At 39.8% G+C, this 17,352-nt stretch carries 19 protein-coding genes; 11 read left to right on the forward strand and 8 right to left on the reverse strand.

Features of this window, described 5'->3' with window-relative positions:
• Positions 1–123: 123 nt before the first annotated feature.
• From EWU23_RS12360 to EWU23_RS12385, 6 genes are all read right to left on the reverse strand, one after another.
• The gene (locus tag EWU23_RS12360) at positions 124–2,646 is read right to left on the reverse strand and encodes a DUF5686 and carboxypeptidase-like regulatory domain-containing protein (protein ID WP_166232649.1); all 2,523 of its coding nucleotides are present in this window, start codon (positions 2,644–2,646) and stop codon (positions 124–126) included.
• Between the two features lie 74 nt (positions 2,647–2,720).
• Positions 2,721–3,320 carry an RdgB/HAM1 family non-canonical purine NTP pyrophosphatase gene (rdgB, locus tag EWU23_RS12365; protein WP_166232651.1) on the reverse strand — a complete coding sequence of 200 codons (600 nt, stop codon included), beginning with the start codon at positions 3,318–3,320 and terminating at the stop codon, positions 2,721–2,723.
• Positions 3,321–3,324: 4 nt separating this feature from the next.
• A complete protein-coding gene (locus tag EWU23_RS12370) occupies positions 3,325–4,221 on the reverse strand; it encodes an FKBP-type peptidyl-prolyl cis-trans isomerase (RefSeq protein WP_166232653.1) in 897 nt (298 codons plus the stop codon).
• A 5-nt stretch (positions 4,222–4,226) separates the two neighbouring features.
• Positions 4,227–5,081: an FKBP-type peptidyl-prolyl cis-trans isomerase gene (locus tag EWU23_RS12375; RefSeq protein ID WP_166232655.1), complete on the reverse strand. Its 855-nt coding sequence runs from the start codon at positions 5,079–5,081 to the stop codon at positions 4,227–4,229.
• A gap of 118 nt (positions 5,082–5,199) precedes the next feature.
• Positions 5,200–6,063 carry an FKBP-type peptidyl-prolyl cis-trans isomerase gene (locus EWU23_RS12380; protein ID WP_166232657.1) on the reverse strand — a complete coding sequence of 288 codons (864 nt, stop codon included), beginning with the start codon at positions 6,061–6,063 and terminating at the stop codon, positions 5,200–5,202.
• Positions 6,064–6,115: 52 nt separating this feature from the next.
• Positions 6,116–7,144: a DHH family phosphoesterase gene (locus EWU23_RS12385; RefSeq protein WP_166232659.1), complete on the reverse strand. Its 1,029-nt coding sequence runs from the start codon at positions 7,142–7,144 to the stop codon at positions 6,116–6,118.
• Positions 7,145–7,216: 72 nt separating this feature from the next.
• On the opposite strand from EWU23_RS12385, the gene EWU23_RS12390 reads away from it, so the two are divergent.
• Positions 7,217–7,636: a nucleoside-diphosphate kinase gene (locus EWU23_RS12390; RefSeq protein WP_166232661.1), complete on the forward strand. Its 420-nt coding sequence runs from the start codon at positions 7,217–7,219 to the stop codon at positions 7,634–7,636.
• Here the strand turns inward: EWU23_RS12390 and EWU23_RS12395 are convergent, their stop codons facing one another.
• Together EWU23_RS12395 and EWU23_RS12400 are read right to left on the reverse strand one after the other, a co-directional pair.
• Positions 7,637–9,295 (reverse strand): glycosyltransferase family 39 protein, encoded by a 1,659-nt coding sequence (locus EWU23_RS12395; protein ID WP_166232663.1) that lies wholly within the window; start codon positions 9,293–9,295, stop codon positions 7,637–7,639.
• Positions 9,273–9,908 (reverse strand): phosphatase PAP2 family protein, encoded by a 636-nt coding sequence (locus tag EWU23_RS12400; RefSeq protein WP_166232665.1) that lies wholly within the window; start codon positions 9,906–9,908, stop codon positions 9,273–9,275. Before EWU23_RS12400 ends, EWU23_RS12395 begins: the two co-directional genes overlap by 23 nt.
• Before the next feature lie 62 nt (positions 9,909–9,970).
• Here EWU23_RS12400 and EWU23_RS12405 point away from each other — a divergent pair, with 62 nt between their 5' ends.
• The 10 genes from EWU23_RS12405 to rpsB all read left to right on the forward strand — a co-directional run bounded on the left by EWU23_RS12405 (position 9,971) and on the right by rpsB (position 17,341).
• Complete coding sequence (locus tag EWU23_RS12405) at positions 9,971–10,546, forward strand: YceD family protein (RefSeq protein ID WP_166232667.1); 576 nt, start codon at positions 9,971–9,973, stop codon at positions 10,544–10,546.
• Positions 10,547–10,568: 22 nt separating this feature from the next.
• Positions 10,569–10,757 carry a 50S ribosomal protein L32 gene (gene rpmF, locus EWU23_RS12410; protein ID WP_109322243.1) on the forward strand — a complete coding sequence of 63 codons (189 nt, stop codon included), beginning with the start codon at positions 10,569–10,571 and terminating at the stop codon, positions 10,755–10,757.
• Positions 10,758–10,885: 128 nt separating this feature from the next.
• On the forward strand, positions 10,886–11,830 hold the full coding sequence (gene plsX, locus EWU23_RS12415) for a phosphate acyltransferase PlsX (RefSeq protein ID WP_166232669.1): 945 nt from the start codon (positions 10,886–10,888) through the stop codon (positions 11,828–11,830).
• 24 nt (positions 11,831–11,854) lie between these two features.
• The gene (locus EWU23_RS12420; protein WP_166232671.1) at positions 11,855–12,856 is read left to right on the forward strand and encodes a beta-ketoacyl-ACP synthase III; all 1,002 of its coding nucleotides are present in this window, start codon (positions 11,855–11,857) and stop codon (positions 12,854–12,856) included.
• 15 nt (positions 12,857–12,871) lie between these two features.
• The gene (gene efp / locus EWU23_RS12425; protein WP_166232673.1) at positions 12,872–13,435 is read left to right on the forward strand and encodes an elongation factor P; all 564 of its coding nucleotides are present in this window, start codon (positions 12,872–12,874) and stop codon (positions 13,433–13,435) included.
• A 67-nt stretch (positions 13,436–13,502) separates the two neighbouring features.
• Positions 13,503–13,958, forward strand: coding sequence for an acetyl-CoA carboxylase biotin carboxyl carrier protein (gene accB, locus EWU23_RS12430; protein ID WP_166232675.1), 456 nt, complete (start codon positions 13,503–13,505; stop codon positions 13,956–13,958).
• 48 nt (positions 13,959–14,006) lie between these two features.
• The gene (gene accC / locus EWU23_RS12435) at positions 14,007–15,350 is read left to right on the forward strand and encodes an acetyl-CoA carboxylase biotin carboxylase subunit (protein WP_166232677.1); all 1,344 of its coding nucleotides are present in this window, start codon (positions 14,007–14,009) and stop codon (positions 15,348–15,350) included.
• 227 nt (positions 15,351–15,577) lie between these two features.
• Positions 15,578–16,021 carry a 50S ribosomal protein L13 gene (rplM, locus tag EWU23_RS12440; protein ID WP_166232679.1) on the forward strand — a complete coding sequence of 148 codons (444 nt, stop codon included), beginning with the start codon at positions 15,578–15,580 and terminating at the stop codon, positions 16,019–16,021.
• Between the two features lie 39 nt (positions 16,022–16,060).
• A complete protein-coding gene (rpsI, locus tag EWU23_RS12445) occupies positions 16,061–16,450 on the forward strand; it encodes a 30S ribosomal protein S9 (protein ID WP_109322236.1) in 390 nt (129 codons plus the stop codon).
• A gap of 81 nt (positions 16,451–16,531) precedes the next feature.
• Positions 16,532–17,341: a 30S ribosomal protein S2 gene (gene rpsB / locus EWU23_RS12450; RefSeq protein ID WP_166232681.1), complete on the forward strand. Its 810-nt coding sequence runs from the start codon at positions 16,532–16,534 to the stop codon at positions 17,339–17,341.
• Positions 17,342–17,352 lie beyond the last annotated feature (11 nt).

The raw sequence follows: 17,352 nt of genomic DNA on the forward strand, positions 1-17,352 counted from the left end.
AGGTCACCATAATTTAAAAAAGGCGCTGAACCCAAATATAGGGGGGCTTAAACCCAAAATCAAGAAGATTAAAAACATTCTTGAAATGTTTAAATTTTCATCTTAATAATATACCAAAAAAGCCTAAAATGAGAAATTAACCGAGGCCATCAAGCGAAAAGCTTTGGGTGAACCATGATCCATATATGACAGTCGATGGAATGCTTGAATCCTGAATAATTTAAAAATATTATCGATCCCATAACCCACTTCCGCATAGGGTACATTGGGGTTTAAAGAATCAAAGGAATACATATCTAAAAACTTTGATTTCAATGGATTATTAACATCCTTCATGATGTCCTTATTTTCCTTTCTTTGACTCCCCCACAATAAATTCCCGCTGGCAATAAATCGCCATTTCAATTTCTTGATTAATGGTATTCGATTGAACAATAAACCTTCAAAATTATGATTGTATTGCAAGGAGACGAATTGATCACTCACAAACTCAAAATAATTCATGGTAGAGAAGGCACTTCTCACAAAAAACAAGGTCTCATTGCCTAAATGAGGAAATAATAAGGGTGCAGGTAAATTGGATGGTGTATACCCCAAAGAAAGTGTATAATCAGACCGACCAAAGGTTCCTAGTCTAAATGTTTGATAGGCTTTCAACGTAAAACGTTCATAATTAAAATCGCCTCCCAAAAAGCCTTTGAATCCACGCTGATAGCGGAATGTCACCACAGGAATTCGTTTGGTAGCCAGAGTAATACGCTCATTACCATTCATAATAAAGGTCTCTCCTTTGGCAAATCTAGCCTCTAAGGTGACGAAGGATTCCTGGTAATAATCCTGTACCGGAGAAGCATTCCCTAACTCAGGGTTCAAACGATATTGGAATCTAAATAATGGATCAAAAGAACGTGTATTCATTTGAGCTGTAAAACTCAATCCTTTGGTCACTTCTGTACTGAAAAAGGCTTCACTTTCTCTTCTAAAAAAGGCTCCAGAAAAGGCCCCCCAACGAGTGAATGCATAAAATAAGCGATTATCTCCAATCAACTCGGGAGTTAAACCGACCCGTTCTATATCATAGGAATGTCTCAAACCAGCTATGGTCCACTTGGCCTTTGAAAACAGATAATTGACTTCGATCGAATATTTTGGAACTAAATCTCTAGTTCCAAAACCCACATTGCCTCGTAAAATCCAATGCTTATCAAAATTAGAGTTTGTTCGAAACCCCAATCTAAAACGAGCTCCTTCCAATCGATTCACAGCAATACTGCTCAAATAAGGCCCCACTTCAATATCATTGAATTTCTTATAACCACTTAAAGCTATCTCCGCAATTTCCACATAGGTCCGAACGATTGGTAGATTCTTCACCGAATCAATCAAAGCAAAGGCCGTTAAATCTTGCCGACTTAATGGCTCGTAGCGAGCATATTTCCAAAACTCAGGATCAGGCTCCTTGGCATCCTCGGCTACTTCGGAGGTTAAATCGTAAAATTCCAAAGGTTTAGGTCGATTCACGACAAAACCTTTATTGGAAATATACATCTTCAACAACATTCCAGCCGAGCCTTTAGTCAGCTCTTCAATATCAATTAAAAAACGGGTACGGGAAGGCAACCAAGCCCCATCTGTCACCTGCTCTAATTCCTGAGATATTTTAATCTTATCAATGAAATTCAAATTTGCCTGCTTGTCGATGGCTGCATCTATTTGAACCAAAGCAAAACTGGTGGTATCTATCCACATTTGACCAGTAAAAACAAGGTCCTGCGCATTTTTTGGATCAAAATCCAACTGATAGCAAACATGACCGTCGACATTTACAGTATCCCCCAGAAAAAACTTGTAATTTCCTTTCCAATTATCCCCTATAGGGCTGGCAAAATCTTTACCAAAAAAGGGCACATAATTTTGGTAAAAATTATAATTGGCAATCAAGTTCCCGCCTACCAATTGGGAAATAAAGCCTCCATCCTGTACACCAACACCCTTTATATTGGTCTTGATGATTTTCTCCTTCTTCCGTTTTGGAGACTCCCGATAATAAAATTTACTAATGGATTCGGAAATGTAAGTCGGAATAACAGGCTTTCCATCTTCTCCGGCTTCTTTCTCGAACTTTTTGATGGAAGATTCAATCTCCCTCATGATTTTTGAATTCCTCAATTTCTCTGAGATGTTATCCACATCCAATTCCATTTTGGTATAAGAATCATACTCGTAGGCTGATAATTTATTACGATCATTCACGTCACGTTGCTTAACCACTTGACGCAATATTTTAAAGGCTGGATTCTCTCCTGAGTACACAATAACCTCTTGCAAGGCCCTTTGGGCAGGATCCATTTGAAAATCAACTTCTTGAAATGCTTTCTTTTTGTCAATGAATTTGACCCGTTTTTTATATCCAACAAAGGACACAAAAAGGGAATCCGTCAACACTTTGGAATGAAAGGTATATTCTCCTTGAAAATTAGTGGTTGTCCCTAAATTTAGACCCACCAAGCCTACCGAGGCGAAGGGTACTGGATCTCCATTAGAAGCATCAGTTACTCTACCTTTGATCACATATTGAGCTTGAGCCCAATGTACACCCACCAACAGAATTAGTAGAGCCAAAAAAACACGACTTTTCCAATTCATTAATCTACCGTTGAACAAGGTTAAAGCTAATTAGCACACTTAAACAAAAATACAGATTGATTGGAACAATACCACTATTTGTCGTGAGATTTTCCAATTTCGTCGACAAATCTTTTGAATTTTTGCAAAGCACGGGCTCGATGAGCCATTTGATTTTTTTCAGCTAAGGTCATTTCAGCAAATGTCCTAGTAGAGCCTTCGGGTTGAAAGACGGGATCATACCCAAAACCTGATGTCCCTCTAGCTTCTAGGGTAATATTGCCCTGAATTTCACCCTCAAACTGAACATACTCACCTTGGGTATGATAGGTTAAAACTGTCACAAATCGGGCTTTTCGGTGATTTTCTGTACTCAAATTTTGTAACAGCAAATCTAGATTTCTTTGGTCATTTTTAGGCTCCCCTGCATACCTGGCTGAATAAACACCTGGAGCTCCCCCTAATGCTTCTACCTCTAAACCTGAATCATCGGATAAGCAAGTAACTTGATAGCGATTGGCGATGAATTGAGCTTTCAACATGGAATTCTCTTCCAAAGTGCTTCCTGTCTCTGGGATTTCTTCGGCTAAGCCTAAATCTTGAACTGTCCTAACCTCAAACTGCCCATTCAACAAGGCCGCAATCTCTTCCACTTTATGGAGATTTTGTGTAGCTAGATACAATATGGGCAGCATGAAATTATTGAATAGGAACCTCTATTTCAAAACACAAAGGCGAGTTGGCAGGAATCGATCCTTGGTTGTTAGCACCATAACCTAATTTAGAAGGCAAAATGATAATGGCCTTTTCACCCATTTTCAACTTCATGATTCCCTCATCAAAACCAGCGATTAACTGGCCCGCACCTACCAACATGGATGCACCTGTACGAGAATCAAAAATAGGATCATAAAGAACCTTGCCTGCGGCGTCTAATTTTAAGTAGCTATACCCTAATCGACCCGTATAATTCACCAAATAGGACTGAGTAGGAGTCAAAGCTTTTCCCGTAGGATTGGAAATGGTTTTTTGGAAGATCAAACCTGTAGCGGTCACTTCAGGATTATTAACGTTATAGGTTTTCTTCATTTCTTCGATCACCTGATTTTCCGTTTGAATAGAAATTAATTCAATATCAATTTTAATGACAGAAAATGCTGGAATTAACCCATTGCCATAAGAACTTCCACCAAAGGCTAAATTAGCTGGTAAAATAAAAACGCCTTTATCGCCTTCTTTCATGTACCGCAGAGGAAGGGTAAAAATACTTTCAAAACTTCCTATTACATAGCCCCGTGACTGATTTAAGATACGAGAAGTAGAATCCACTTTAGATCCATTTAATAAAGTCATCACATAGTGAAACTTAACTAAGTCGGTATAATTGGCTTGTTTACCAGTAGTACCGGCAGATAGAATGGAATAATACATGCCTTCAGGTGTCTTTTGGGCATTTAACTTATTACTCGCAATGTATTTTTGAATATCACTTTCGTTATTTTCAACTTGTTGGTCTATTGCATTGAAATTGCAACTTGAAAATCCGAAAAGTGCAACGATGAAAAATAAACTTAGGTAAAATGTACTTCTATTCATGGTAACTACTCATTAATTTTGGCTAAATAAACTTCAAACATCAAAGGTGTATAACCTGGAATGCTTCCTGAACCCGATTGACCATATCCCAAAGTGGAAGGAAACACTAAAATCGCTTTTTCACCTAAACGCATTTTTTCTATCCCTTTTTGAAAACCTTGTACAGTTTGTGTCCCTCCGATGGTAACGGAAAGGCTATCCGTTTTCAACATATTACCATCAAAGGCAAACCCGTTCAAGAAACGACCTGTATATTTAATTTTAACTACTTTTCCTGTGGCAGGAATATCCCCTGTTCCTTTCGCTAACTGGATAAAGCGTAAACCTTCTTCCGTAGTTTCTGTCACATTATATCCACGCTCAGCAATAAACTCATTGATATTATCCGTTTGTGAACGAACCTTATAGTATTTAATAGTGACTTTCATGGGCGTATAGGCCGGAAGTCCAGGGAAATCTTGAGCCGTCCCTGGCAAGGCCATCACGGCTTGCTCGCCTTCACGAACAAAAGCCATTAAACGACTAAATACCGGATTGGTAAAACCATAGCGATAGACATAAGGCGAATTCAATTTACGATTTGTGCTATCCAAAATTTGTCCTGTCACCAAGTTAGCAAATTCATAATGCACCGAAAGCGTATCTCCTTTGGTCGCTAACTCGCCTACGGGATTACTCTTGGTAACCACATAATAGGCCCCATTTTCCATGGCAATCGGGCTTTGGCCTTGTTTAGAAAAATAAGAAGCTATTTGAGCTTGATTTTCCTTCGCTCTAATTTCATCCACCAATTCCACATTGCTTAAACAAGCCCCCAAACCCAAAGTCAAAGCCAAAAAAGCACTAATTCTAACAAACATTCGATTGACCATCATCATATACATTCACTAATTCACTCGATTTTATTCCACACGTAAACGAATAAGCCTTCGGATTCGTATGGAAAAAGAAAAAAGGGGACCGAAATCCCCTTAAAATTTATTTTTTGTTCAATAACTCAACTTCAAATACCAATATAGAGTTAGCCGGAATAGGGCCACGCTCTTGATCTCCGTAACCTAAAGCCGATGGAATCACAAATACGCCTTTTCCTCCTTTTTTCAATAAAGTTAATGCTTCATTAAACCCTGGAATCATTTGACCTAATGGCATTTCAGCAGCACTACCTTTATCAAATTCTTTTCCGTCTAAGAAAGAACCACGGTAATTCACGGTCCAAGTCTCACCCATTTTAGCCGAAGCACCAGCACCCGGGCTTAGAATTGAATAATATAAACCTGAAGCCGATTTTTGGAATGTCTTACCCGATTTAGCTACATAGTCAGCAATCACCTTAGGCTCTTGCGCCAATTTTCCAACAGCAGCTTGCTTGTTAACAGCAGCTTCTTTTTCCATTTCTTTTTCAAATTCAGCACGAGACTGTACTTTCAATACTTTCACCGTGTATTTCAAATCAGAACCTGGCTTCAAGAAAGGAGGAAGTGGAGCTTGAATATTTTTTGTTAAACTATCAATAGGAACTAAAATAGTAGCACTATCACCTAATGCCAATAAACGTAACCCATTTTCAAAAGTACCTTTGAAAGAACCAGGGGCATTATTAGGCGCTTGGATCATTCCTTTGCCTGGTTTTCCTTCTTTATATGTATCCTGTAAAACAGAATCCGTTGAATTTTTAATCACTAATCCAAAAGTAATGATGTCACCATCTTTCAGTTTTTTGGCTTTGTCGTCATGACTGTGAAATTGAATTTTTACGCCATCGATAACCTCGACTTTGTTTTGATTACATGCAGACAAAAATACGACTGCTGATAAAAGACCAATGAGTTGTTTACGCATGATTGTTTTGTTGAGACCGAAGTCTGTTATGGATTGTTTTAGATTGATTCGTTTATAAATTTTTAACTCGATTTATTTCAGAAAGGTACAAAGGTAACACTTCTTCCAATTTTTCCTTCGCTCCCTCGATGGAGCTAGAAGAAAATCGACCACCTGAGGCATTTTTATGACCACCCCCTTCAAAATACCTGGATGCAAACTCATTTACGGCAAATGGTTCGATGGAACGGAACGACAATTTGATGCCATCCGGCCGCTGTATCAATAAGATAGCCCAAATGGCTCCCGCAATCTGCAAACCATAATTCACGATTCCCTCCGTATCTCCTGCCTGTGAATTAAATTGTTTTTGATCTTCCTCGGTAATCCACATCAATGACAAATGGTACGCTGGCAAATAATCCAATCGATTCGCCAATATATGTCCTAAAAAACGTAAGCGATCTATACTGGCAGAATCAAATATGTTACGATGTATGGCATTGGTATTGACCCCCTTTTGAATGAGCTGAGCTACGACCTCATGTACGTGTGCCGTGGTATTCGGGTGGCGAAAAGAACCGGTGTCGGTCATGATACCCGAATAGAGGCATGAACCCATGGCTTCATTGATGCGAACATCATCTCCCCACTCTTGAATTAAATCAAAAATCAGTTCGCAGGTAGAGGCAGCAGTGGTTCGATGGTAATAGTAATCCGCAAAATCTTCTGGATTCAAATGATGATCTATCACCACTTTTGTTCCACGAGCCGCTTTAATCCAATGACTTAAGCCATGCAAACGTTGCATACCTGAAAAATCCAAACAAAAAACGAATGCAGCCTCCCTCAACAAGGCCTCTATTTGAACTTTATGTAGAGTATCTTCAAAATTGAGAATATGCTCTGCTCCAGGCATCCATTTCAAGTTAGCTGAAACCGCAGAAGGCACAATGACGCTCACGTCCATGCCAAGCTGCATTAAATAATTTTGCCAGGCTAGTGATGAACCGATGGCATCTGAATCAGGATTAAAGTGCGTCGTGATGACTGCCTTAGTACCAGAGGTTAATTGTGCTTGAAGCGCCGAAATGGAAGACATAAAATTGATAATGCGCCATAATAAATTTGGGCGTTCGCAAAGTTAAAGATAAATTTGAATAAAAATTTTACTATGCCTACAAATCGCACCTTTACCATGATTAAACCAGATGCTGTTGCTGATGGATTCACAGGACCCATCATTCAGCAAATTGAAGCGGCTGGATTTAAAATCATCGCTCTTAAAAAAGTACAATTAAGTAGTGAAGAAGCTGGTAAATTTTATGCCGTTCATGCGGAGCGACCTTTCTTTCAAAGTTTGTGTGATTACATGTGTTCGGGAGCCATCATTCCTTTGGTCTTAGAAAAGGAAAATGCGGTAGAAGATTTCCGCCAACTCATTGGTGCCACCAACCCTGCTCAAGCAGCGGAAGGCACCATTCGCAAACAATTTGCCAGATCATTGGAATCCAATGCCATCCATGGTTCTGATTCAGATGAGAACGCCGCTATTGAAGGAGCATTTTTCTTTACGGAAAAAGAATTAGCCTAGTTATTTGTGTTTATAAAATAGAAATCCATTTTCTTCTTTCATGAAAGTGATATTAGGATGATATTTCAATGCATCATCCACATCATTTTTCATAACAAAGTAGGTGGGTCTATCCACGCGTTGAATCCGTAAGAGTGTTTCTCCATCAGGGGAAGCACTCGATTTTTGGAAATACAATAGCTGAGCGAATGATTTGAAACCAACGGTTTCGATATACACTTTTTGCCCCACCTTGGATTCATAAAAGTCGATTACCGTAGCCTGTGTATAGCCTTCAATTTTGGGTACCACCAAAGCCATATACATCATAACAATGGCTATGCCAGTAATCATCAACCCATACATGCGCTTGGGAGATACAGCTCCTTTGCTAGCAATCCAATAGATAATAGCCAAAGCAAATACAATTCCTATCAAAATCTCAAAACCTGACCAATACACAGGTGCCTGCAAATTCCCCTGCACAAATGCATCTTGAATCAAAGGAATAAATTCAAAAGAATGGGATCCAATATAAGGCACTAAAGATAAGATGAAGGAGAACAGTAGACCGATAACCAGAAGTCCAATGCTGTACCATTTTTTCCAAGTGCTAAAGCCCAATTCCCAATCGTACAAAACTCTGGCTGAAAAAAAGCTCAAGGGAATCCAACACATGGAGGAATAATGCACGATTTTGGTCTTAACCAAACTGAATAAAATCAAAACCACCCAAAATAAGATTCGAAACCAAACACTTAAATCTCGCTCTTCCTGCGTGGCTAAATTCGCTTCCGATTTCCGCGAGACCAGTGGACTGATGGCCCAAATGGAAATAGGAAAACATCCTACTAATAATACCAGAGCATGGTAATAAAAAGGTTGGCCATGACCCGCATCACCCGTAGTTAATAGGCGAATTTGATACGCAAAAAAGTCAGAAATGATTCCCGAGCCGAATTTCAAAGCGATAATTCCATACCAAGAAGCAAAGAAAAGAATCGCAATGAGACTTACCCAAGTCATTGCTTTCAACCAAGCTGCTAGTCGGCTCCATTCTTTTCGATGAAGTAAAAAATAAACCACAGCGGTTAATCCCCATATCAACAAGGCTACAGGTCCTTTGGTTAATAAAGCGAATCCAATAAAAACGGCAGAAATGACTAATTCTTTACCCGCAAAATTTTTCCAGAAGGACTGAATTAAATAATAAACCCCCAAGAAAATCAACAGATTAAATAAAGGGTCAATGATTCCTGAACTAGCATAGACATGTGGGGTGATGGCAGCGAGGTAGGAAAAAGCCCACAAATGTCCCATTTTGGGCGAAAAATGCTTGGCCCCTAAGCGATACAAAGTCAAGAGCGTGGCTATACCAATGAGGGCATTAGGAAAACGAGCAGCAAATTCCATGCTGGTCCAAGCCTTCTCCGTAAAAGTACCGAAGAACTGAAAACTCAAGGCTTGTAGCCATATAAATAAGGGCGGCTTCTCCCAAAAAGGCATAAAATTAATTTGGACGCTGAGGTAGTCTCCAGTTTTGATCATTTCTCTGGCAGACTCCGCAAAATTGATTTCATCCCAGTCAAATAAATGGCTAGCCCCTAAAAATGGAATATACACCAAGGCGCCTAGGACGAACCAAAAAAGATAAGGTTTACGCAGAAGGAATGGACTCATTAGCCGATTTTTTAAAGATGGTCAAATAATACACGGGGGCAGAACTCAGCACACCGATGATCGCCCCGACGGCGGTATCAATGGGGAAATGTTGAAAAAGATAGATCCGAGATAGGGCTACTCCCGAGGCCAAGCAGGCCAGGAAAATACCCCAACGAGCCGTTCGGGCAGCTAAAGCCATCCAGAAAAACATAAACCAAGCCGCAGCGGTATGTCCTGATGGCATGCTGTTAAATTCATTGATAAATACTCCAGGTACGGTATACCAGTCATAACTTTCATTTCGAAAATAGGCGAATGGTCTCAAGCTCCCAGCAAAGACAAAATGCTTCAGCGCTTGGGTAATCAAGGTGGAAAGCAAGTAAGAGCCTAAATAAGGTAAAACCCATTTTCTTTGTTTAAAGAATAAAAATACAGCAAAGAATAAAGGCAGAAAGACTTCGGCTAAACTGGTGAAAAAACGAAATACTAGATCCCAAATGGGTAGGTGAAATTCGTTAATCCAGCGTATTTGATCAAAACGAGTAAATGCTAGCGCATATATCCAAACAATGACTTCGAAGAACAGCCAAGTACGGATAAACGATTGGATAGAAGCAGGTATTTGATTCATGAATTCAAAGGTCGTAAGATTTTATCAAATTGTTCCAGCATAGCCTTGCTGTTTCCAAAAAAATGACTAATTTTGCAATCCTTTTTACCCGAGAGACAATGAAAGTATTGGATGCCTATCAGATACCCATCATTTCCCTAGAAGACAAATCGTACCGATATAGCTTTGAGGGCGGAGATGATTTTTTAAAGGCTTTTGAGCAGGAATGGGTACAAAAAGGCAAGTTTCAGGCAGAAATAGAGTTACATAAATCTGCTACGATGATTCAGGTTTTGATGAAAATCAAAGGCCATTTGAATTTAATTTGTGATCGATCCAATGAGGAATTTGAATTCCCCATTGATATTCAGGAAAAGTTAATTTACAAATACGGGGATCATTTTGAAGACTTGGGCAACAATCTGTTTTTAATTGACAGGAAAGAGCCAAAACTTGATTTATCGCAGGATTTATATGATTTCATAGCCTTACAAGTACCTATGAAAAAATTGCATCCTCGGTTTGTTAAACCGGAAGATGAATCAGCTGAAAATGAATTTTTATATACCACCGCAAAAGATACGGACATCCCTAAAACAGAGGAAGAAAGTATGGACCCGCGCTGGGCAGCATTAAAAAAATTAACAGACAATAATTAGAAATTAATTCAATTTACATACAATGGCACATCCTAAAAGAAAGATTTCAACCACACGCCGTGACAAAAGACGTTCTCACGATTTTAGCACTCCAAGACAATTATCTGTGGATAGCCAAACTGGAGAAACTCATTTATTCCACCGTGCACATGTTCACGAAGGAAACTTATTCTATAAAGGAAAGATGATCGTAGAAGGTTATTCTTCTTAGTCTTATTTCTCTTTATCAAGGAAAAGAACTTATTTTTGCTACAAGTGAAAATATCCCGTTAAAATGCTATTTTTTGACTAAATTTAATACTATTTTTGCCTCAAGCTTTAGTAATTAAACATAATTAGATGAAAATAGCGGTCGACGTGATGGGTGGAGATTTTGCTCCAAAAGCAGTATTAGAGGGTATCCTTTTAGCGCTTCCCAGTCTTTCCAATAATGAAATAATTCTAGCAGTAGGTCCCCAAGATACCATCCAATCCATTTTGGATGAACATCAATATGTGGGAACGCAAATTCAGATCATTCACGCAGATCAAGTGATTGAAATGGGTGAGCACCCAACTCGAGCTTTATCCCAAAAACCCAATTCCTCCATCGGAATTGGGTTTGGTCTTTTAAAGGAGGGCAAAGCGGATGTCTTTGCTTCGGCAGGTAATACTGGCGCCATGATGGTAGGTTCTTTGTTCTCCGTGAAAACCATTGAAGGTATCCAAAGACCCGCTATCGCAGGTTTTGTTCCTCAAACAGATGGCAAATACGCTGTCATGTTGGACATTGGAGCCAATGCAGATTGTAAACCAGAAATGTTGGAACAATTTGCCTTATTAGGCTCTGTGTATTTCGAAGCCACTACAGGTATCAAATCTCCTCGAGTAGGACTCATCAACATTGGGGAAGAAGAACAAAAAGGTTCTATTTTAGCCCAAGCGACCCATGCTTTATTAAAAGCGAACACCAGCATTAATTTTATCGGTAATATTGAAGGAAAAGATTTCTTCAAGGGAAAAGCAGACGTCATTGTGACGGACGGTTTTACGGGAAACATCATGTTAAAAATGGGTGAATCCATCTATAACATCATGAAGGACCAAGGGATGACCAATGAATTTGTCGAAAACACCAATTACGAAAAATACGGAGGTAGTCCTATCATTGGAATCAATGGCAATGTAATCATCGCACATGGTGCATCCAGTCCAATAGCCATTAAAAATATGATTGGACTTTGTAAGTCCGTTGTGGAATCGAAAGTCTGCGAGAAAATCAAGGGCATCATCGAGAACAAATAAAAAAAAGATTTAGGTTAAAGAAACATGACCCATAAAATAAACGCAGCCATTACCGGAGTAGCAGGATATGTACCAGACTATGTGCTGACCAACGAAGAATTAGAAAAGTTAGTAGAAACTAACGACGAATGGATTACCACTCGTACAGGAATCAAAGAACGTAGAATTCTGAAAGGCGAAGGCTTAGGTACTTCCTATATGGGAGCCAAAGCAGTTACGGACCTTTTGAAGAAAACAAACACGAAACCTGAGGATGTTGATTTACTGATTTGTGCCACCGTCACTCCTGATTATTTCTTCCCTTCCTGTGCCAACCTGATTTGTAAATCAGTGGGTATCCGTGAGACTGCTTCCTTCGATTTAGCTGCGGCTTGTTCTGGTTTTTTAAATGCCTTAGGAACAGGTACCGCTTTCATCGAATCAGGTCGCTATAAGAAAGTCATTGTGGTAGGTGCCGATAAAATGTCGGCCATCGTAGACTATGCGGATCGTACCACGTGTATCCTTTTTGGAGATGGTGCTGGTGCGGTGATGTTGGAGCCTACAGAAGATGGAACGGGAGTACAGGATTTTATTTTAAAATCGGATGGTGAAGGATGTGAGAGCTTAATGCAAAAAGGTGGGGGAAGTGCCTACCCTCCTACTCATGAGACCATCGACCAAAAACTACATTATATTCGTCAAGAAGGTCAATCTGTTTTCAAATTTGCGGTTACCCGCATGGCTGATATATCAGAGGAAATCATGGAAAGAAACCATTTGACAGGGGATGACATTGCCTTTTTGGTTCCTCATCAGGCCAATAAGCGTATCATCGATGCCACAGCAAATCGCATGAACATTGGGGAAGACAAGGTGATGTTGAATATACAGCGCTATGGTAATACCACGGCAGCAACTATTCCATTATGCCTTTGGGATTATGAAAACCAATTAAAAAAAGGAGATAATTTAATTTTAGCAGCTTTCGGTGGAGGCTTTACATGGGCTTCAGCTTATGTGAAGTGGGCTTACGATCCGAAATAATTTCACATTATATACATGGCAACTACAGCAGATATTAAAAATGGAATGGTGATCAAATACAATGATGACTTATTTTCCATTGTCGAATTTTTACACGTAAAACCAGGTAAAGGTCCTGCTTTCGTTCGTACGAAATTGAGATCCTTAACTTCAGGTAAAGTGATTGACAATACCTTCAACTCAGGAGTCACTATATACCCAGTACGAGTTGAAAGAAGAAAATTTCAATTCATCTACAAAGATGAATATGGATATAACTTCATGGACAATGAATCATTTGAGCAAATCTTGTTAAACGACAATTTGGTGGTGATGGCAGATTTGATGAAAGAAGGTCAAGAAGTAGAAATTTTAATTAACACCGAGAATGATGAGGCTATTTCATGTGAATTACCTCCATTCGTTGAATTAAAAGTAACTTACACGGAACCAGGTGTTCGTGGAGATACAGCTAACTCTCCTAAAAAACCCGCTACAGTAGAGACAGGCGCGACCATCACCGTACCTATATTTATTGAACAAGACGAAGTGATCAAAGTAGATACACGTACTTACGCGTATGCGGAACGAGTAAAATAAACAGCTTATCTCATTTTTATTACATTTGTACCATAAGTACAAGCAGGTAAACCTAATACTATCAAGAATGGACACCAAAGAAATACAGCGATTACTGGATTATATCGCTAAATCACCTCTAGCAGAAGTAAGTATTGAAACTGAAGGATTAAAAGTTTCTGTTAAAAAACACGGAGAAGCTGCTCCAAGCGTACACGTTGTACATACTCCAGCGCCTGCACTAGCACCAGTGGCTGCGGTAGCTGCGGCTGCACCTGCAGCACCAGCTCCAGTGGCAGACAATTTATACACCGTTAAATCACCCATGATTGGAACCTTTTATTTAGCTCCTGGGCCAGATAAAGGTAATTATGTAGAAGTTGGATCAAGCATCGAACCTGGTAAAACAGTTTGCATGATTGAGGCTATGAAATTATTCAACGAGATCGATGCGGAAGTATCGGGTAAAATCGTGAAAATTTTAGTGGATAATGCCACACCTGTTGAATTTGACCAACCCCTTTTCTTAGTAGAAAAAGCATAATGAACGCTCGCCTCATGCGAGGTAGGAGCGCGCCAAAAAAGAATTACTATGTTTAAAAAAATACTCATTGCGAATCGTGGGGAGATAGCCCTTCGTATCATTCGTACCTGCAAGGAAATGGGCATCAAAACGGTGGCTGTATTTTCCACCGCAGATCGCGACAGCTTGCATGTTCGTTTTGCGGATGAGGCGGTTTGTATTGGCCCCCCACCCAGTAAACAATCTTACTTAAGTATTCCAGCCATTATTTCAGCGGCAGAAGTTACTGGTGCTGATGCGATTCACCCAGGTTATGGCTTTCTATCAGAAAATGCCGAATTTTCTCGCATTTGTGAAGAACATGGAATCAAGTTCATCGGTGCATCCGCTGAAATGATCAATTCCATGGGAGATAAAGCTACGGCCAAAGATACCATGAAAAAGGCAGGTGTCCCTGTTATTCCGGGTTCTGATGGTTTATTAGATACCGTTGAAGAAGCAATTGAATTAGCCAAAATAATTAAATATCCGGTCATCATCAAAGCTACGGCGGGAGGCGGTGGACGAGGAATGCGTATCATCCGTGAAGAATCGGAATTTGCTAAGCTTTGGGATGATGCCAAAATGGAAGCTGCTGCAGCTTTCGGTAACGATGGCATGTACATGGAGAAATTTGTGGAGGAACCTCGTCATATTGAAATTCAAGTAGTTGGAGATAAATTCGGAACGGTTTGTCACTTATCTGAACGTGATTGTTCCATCCAACGTCGTCACCAAAAACTATGTGAAGAAACACCTTCACCCGCTTTGACAGATGATTTACGTACGCGTATGGGAGCCGCTGCTGTGGCTGGTGCTACTGCAATTAAATATGAAGGCGCTGGAACCATTGAGTTTTTAGTGGACAAAAATGGCGACTTCTATTTCATGGAAATGAATACACGTATTCAAGTAGAACACCCGATTACGGAAGAAGTAACGGATTTCGACTTAATCAAAGAACAAATCAAAGTAGCGGCAGGAATTCCTATTACGGGTCAAAACTATTTTCCGAAATTATTTGCCTTGGAATGCCGAATTAATGCGGAAGATCCAGCCAATGGCTTCCGTCCATCACCTGGTAAAATCACCAATTTACATTTACCTGGTGGACATGGCGTACGTATTGACTCACATGTTTACTCGGGCTATACCATTCCTCCCAATTATGACTCCATGATTGCGAAGGTTATTGTAAGCGGCCAAAGTAGAGAAGAGGTCTTGTTACGTATGAAACGGGCTTTACAAGAGTTTGTCATTGAAGGAATTAAAACGACGATTCCATTCCATATCAAATTGATGGATGACCCTGGTTTTCAATCAGGTAAATTCACGACTGCCTTTATGGACAGCTTTGATTTAAGCGATCTATAAGATCGAAAATAGTCATTCAAGGAAGGAGGCATGTGCCTCCTTTTTTGTTTATGTACATATATTATTATTTTTTGAGATGTCGCTTGGATATTAGTCTTTGAATTTCTAAATTTGCACTCCCATTTTTCGATTGAATGCCCGTTTAGTTGCAAAATAGGTCATAATCAAATCCTTAAGACAAATTCCGTGGTCTTGATGGTGCGATTCAACAGTTAAACAACACTATAGTGGATACTTTAAGTTACAAAACCATCTCCGCCAATAAGGCTACAGTACAGAAAGACTGGGTGGTGGTAGATGCTGAAAATCAAATTTTAGGACGTTTATGTTCTGAAATCGCAAAAATTATTCGTGGCAAACACAAGCCTTCATTTACTCCACACGTAGATTGTGGTGATAATGTCATTGTGATTAATGCGGAGAAAGTTCGCTTGACAGGAAAGAAAATGACTGACAAGGTGTACATCCGTCACACAGGATATCCAGGTGGACAGCGTTTTGCTACTCCACGTGAGGTGTTAGTTAAGAACCCACGCGGTGTGATAGAATCTGCGGTGAAAGGTATGTTACCAAAAAATCGTTTAGGACGTGAATTATTCACTAACCTATTTGTATATGCTGGTACCGAGCACCCACATGCAGCTCAACAACCAAAAGAAATAAAGTTTTAACGGACAATATGACCCAAAAATAGGTCAATCCTCAATCAAATGGCAGAATTAACAAGCAAAATCGGTAGAAGAAAGACGGCAATCGCCCGTATTTCAATGACCCCTGGTAAAGGCCAGATTAAAATCAACGGCCGTACGATGACTGATTACTTCCCATCTGAAATTCTTCAGATTGTCGTTAATCAGCCTTTCGCATTAACCAACACATTAGGTTCTTTTGACGTAACCGCTAACGTAGATGGTGGTGGAATCAAAGGCCAAGCTGAAGCTTTACGCTTAGCTATTTCTCGTGCATTGCAAACGCAAGACTCGGAATTACGTTCCCCTTTGAAAAAAGAAGGTTTCCTAACGCGTGATCCACGCATGGTAGAACGTAAGAAACCAGGTAGAAGAAAGGCGCGTAAGAGATTCCAATTCTCTAAGCGTTAATCCCAAATTGCGTGGAAAGGGCTTGTCTGTTGCCGATGCCTTTTCCACATTTTCATTTTTCCTCATTCTTAAACTCAAAAAATGGCACAATTAAGCTACAATGAATTATTAGATGCAGGTGTACACTTTGGACACCTTACCCGTAAGTGGGACCCTAAAATGGCTCCTTACATCTTCATGGAGAAGAACGGGATTCACATCATCGATCTTAATAAAACTCTTTCTTGTTTAGACGAAGCTACTGCAGCCATGCGTGCTATCGTTCGTTCTGGTCGTAAGATCATGTTCGTTGCTACTAAAAAGCAAGCTCAAGAAGTGGTATCTGCTGAAGCAGATAAATTAAAAATGCCTTACGTAACGGATCGTTGGTTAGGTGGTATGTTGACAAACTTCGCGACGGTACGTAAGTCCATCAAGAAGATGTCTAGCATCGACAAAATGTTGAAAGACGAAGTAATCGTTAAAACTCTTGCTAAGCGCGAGCGTTTAATGATGACTCGTGAAGAAGAGAAATTGAAGCGTGTATTAGGTGGTATCACTGAATTAACTCGTCTTCCAGCTGCTCTTTTTGTTGTTGACGTGAAGCGTGAGCACATCGCAGTAGAAGAAGCTAAAAAATTGGGTATCCCAGTTTTCGCTATGTGCGATACCAACTCCAACCCAGATTTAGTTGATTTCCCTATCCCTGCTAATGATGATGCTTACAAGTCAATCGCGGTTATTACAGCTGCTATTGGTAAAGCCATCGAAGAAGGTTTAGCTGAAAGAAAACAAGATAAAGACGACGCTCGTTTAGCTGAAGAAGAAGAATCTAAGCGTATTGCTGATGAGGAATCACAAGAAGCAGCTAAAGTAGCCGCTAAGTACGAAAAAGAAGCAGAACAAGAATAAACATATTCATA

Origin of the sequence: Aquirufa beregesia, from assembly GCF_011090385.1 — a bacterium.
In the GTDB taxonomy this organism is placed as follows: Bacteria; Bacteroidota; Bacteroidia; order Cytophagales; family Spirosomataceae; genus Aquirufa; species Aquirufa beregesia.

Bases quoted from the DNA above. Each gene is read 5' to 3' on its own strand.
- EWU23_RS12360 (WP_166232649.1), bottom strand. From the start codon at position 2,646: ATGAATTGGAAAAGTCGTGTTTTTTTGGCTCTACTAATTCTGTTGGTG.
- rdgB (WP_166232651.1), bottom strand. From the start codon at position 3,320: ATGCTGCCCATATTGTATCTAGCTACACAAAATCTCCATAAAGTGGAA.
- EWU23_RS12370 (WP_166232653.1), bottom strand. From the start codon at position 4,221: ATGAATAGAAGTACATTTTACCTAAGTTTATTTTTCATCGTTGCACTT.
- EWU23_RS12375 (WP_166232655.1), bottom strand. From the start codon at position 5,081: ATGTTTGTTAGAATTAGTGCTTTTTTGGCTTTGACTTTGGGTTTGGGG.
- EWU23_RS12380 (WP_166232657.1), bottom strand. From the start codon at position 6,063: ATGCGTAAACAACTCATTGGTCTTTTATCAGCAGTCGTATTTTTGTCT.
- EWU23_RS12385 (WP_166232659.1), bottom strand. From the start codon at position 7,144: ATGTCTTCCATTTCGGCGCTTCAAGCACAATTAACCTCTGGTACTAAG.
- EWU23_RS12390 (WP_166232661.1), top strand. From the start codon at position 7,217: ATGCCTACAAATCGCACCTTTACCATGATTAAACCAGATGCTGTTGCT.
- EWU23_RS12395 (WP_166232663.1), bottom strand. From the start codon at position 9,295: ATGAGTCCATTCCTTCTGCGTAAACCTTATCTTTTTTGGTTCGTCCTA.
- EWU23_RS12400 (WP_166232665.1), bottom strand. From the start codon at position 9,908: ATGAATCAAATACCTGCTTCTATCCAATCGTTTATCCGTACTTGGCTG.
- EWU23_RS12405 (WP_166232667.1), top strand. From the start codon at position 9,971: ATGACTAATTTTGCAATCCTTTTTACCCGAGAGACAATGAAAGTATTG.
- rpmF (WP_109322243.1), top strand. From the start codon at position 10,569: ATGGCACATCCTAAAAGAAAGATTTCAACCACACGCCGTGACAAAAGA.
- plsX (WP_166232669.1), top strand. From the start codon at position 10,886: ATGAAAATAGCGGTCGACGTGATGGGTGGAGATTTTGCTCCAAAAGCA.
- EWU23_RS12420 (WP_166232671.1), top strand. From the start codon at position 11,855: ATGACCCATAAAATAAACGCAGCCATTACCGGAGTAGCAGGATATGTA.
- efp (WP_166232673.1), top strand. From the start codon at position 12,872: ATGGCAACTACAGCAGATATTAAAAATGGAATGGTGATCAAATACAAT.
- accB (WP_166232675.1), top strand. From the start codon at position 13,503: ATGGACACCAAAGAAATACAGCGATTACTGGATTATATCGCTAAATCA.
- accC (WP_166232677.1), top strand. From the start codon at position 14,007: ATGTTTAAAAAAATACTCATTGCGAATCGTGGGGAGATAGCCCTTCGT.
- rpsI (WP_109322236.1), top strand. From the start codon at position 16,061: ATGGCAGAATTAACAAGCAAAATCGGTAGAAGAAAGACGGCAATCGCC.
- rpsB (WP_166232681.1), top strand. From the start codon at position 16,532: ATGGCACAATTAAGCTACAATGAATTATTAGATGCAGGTGTACACTTT.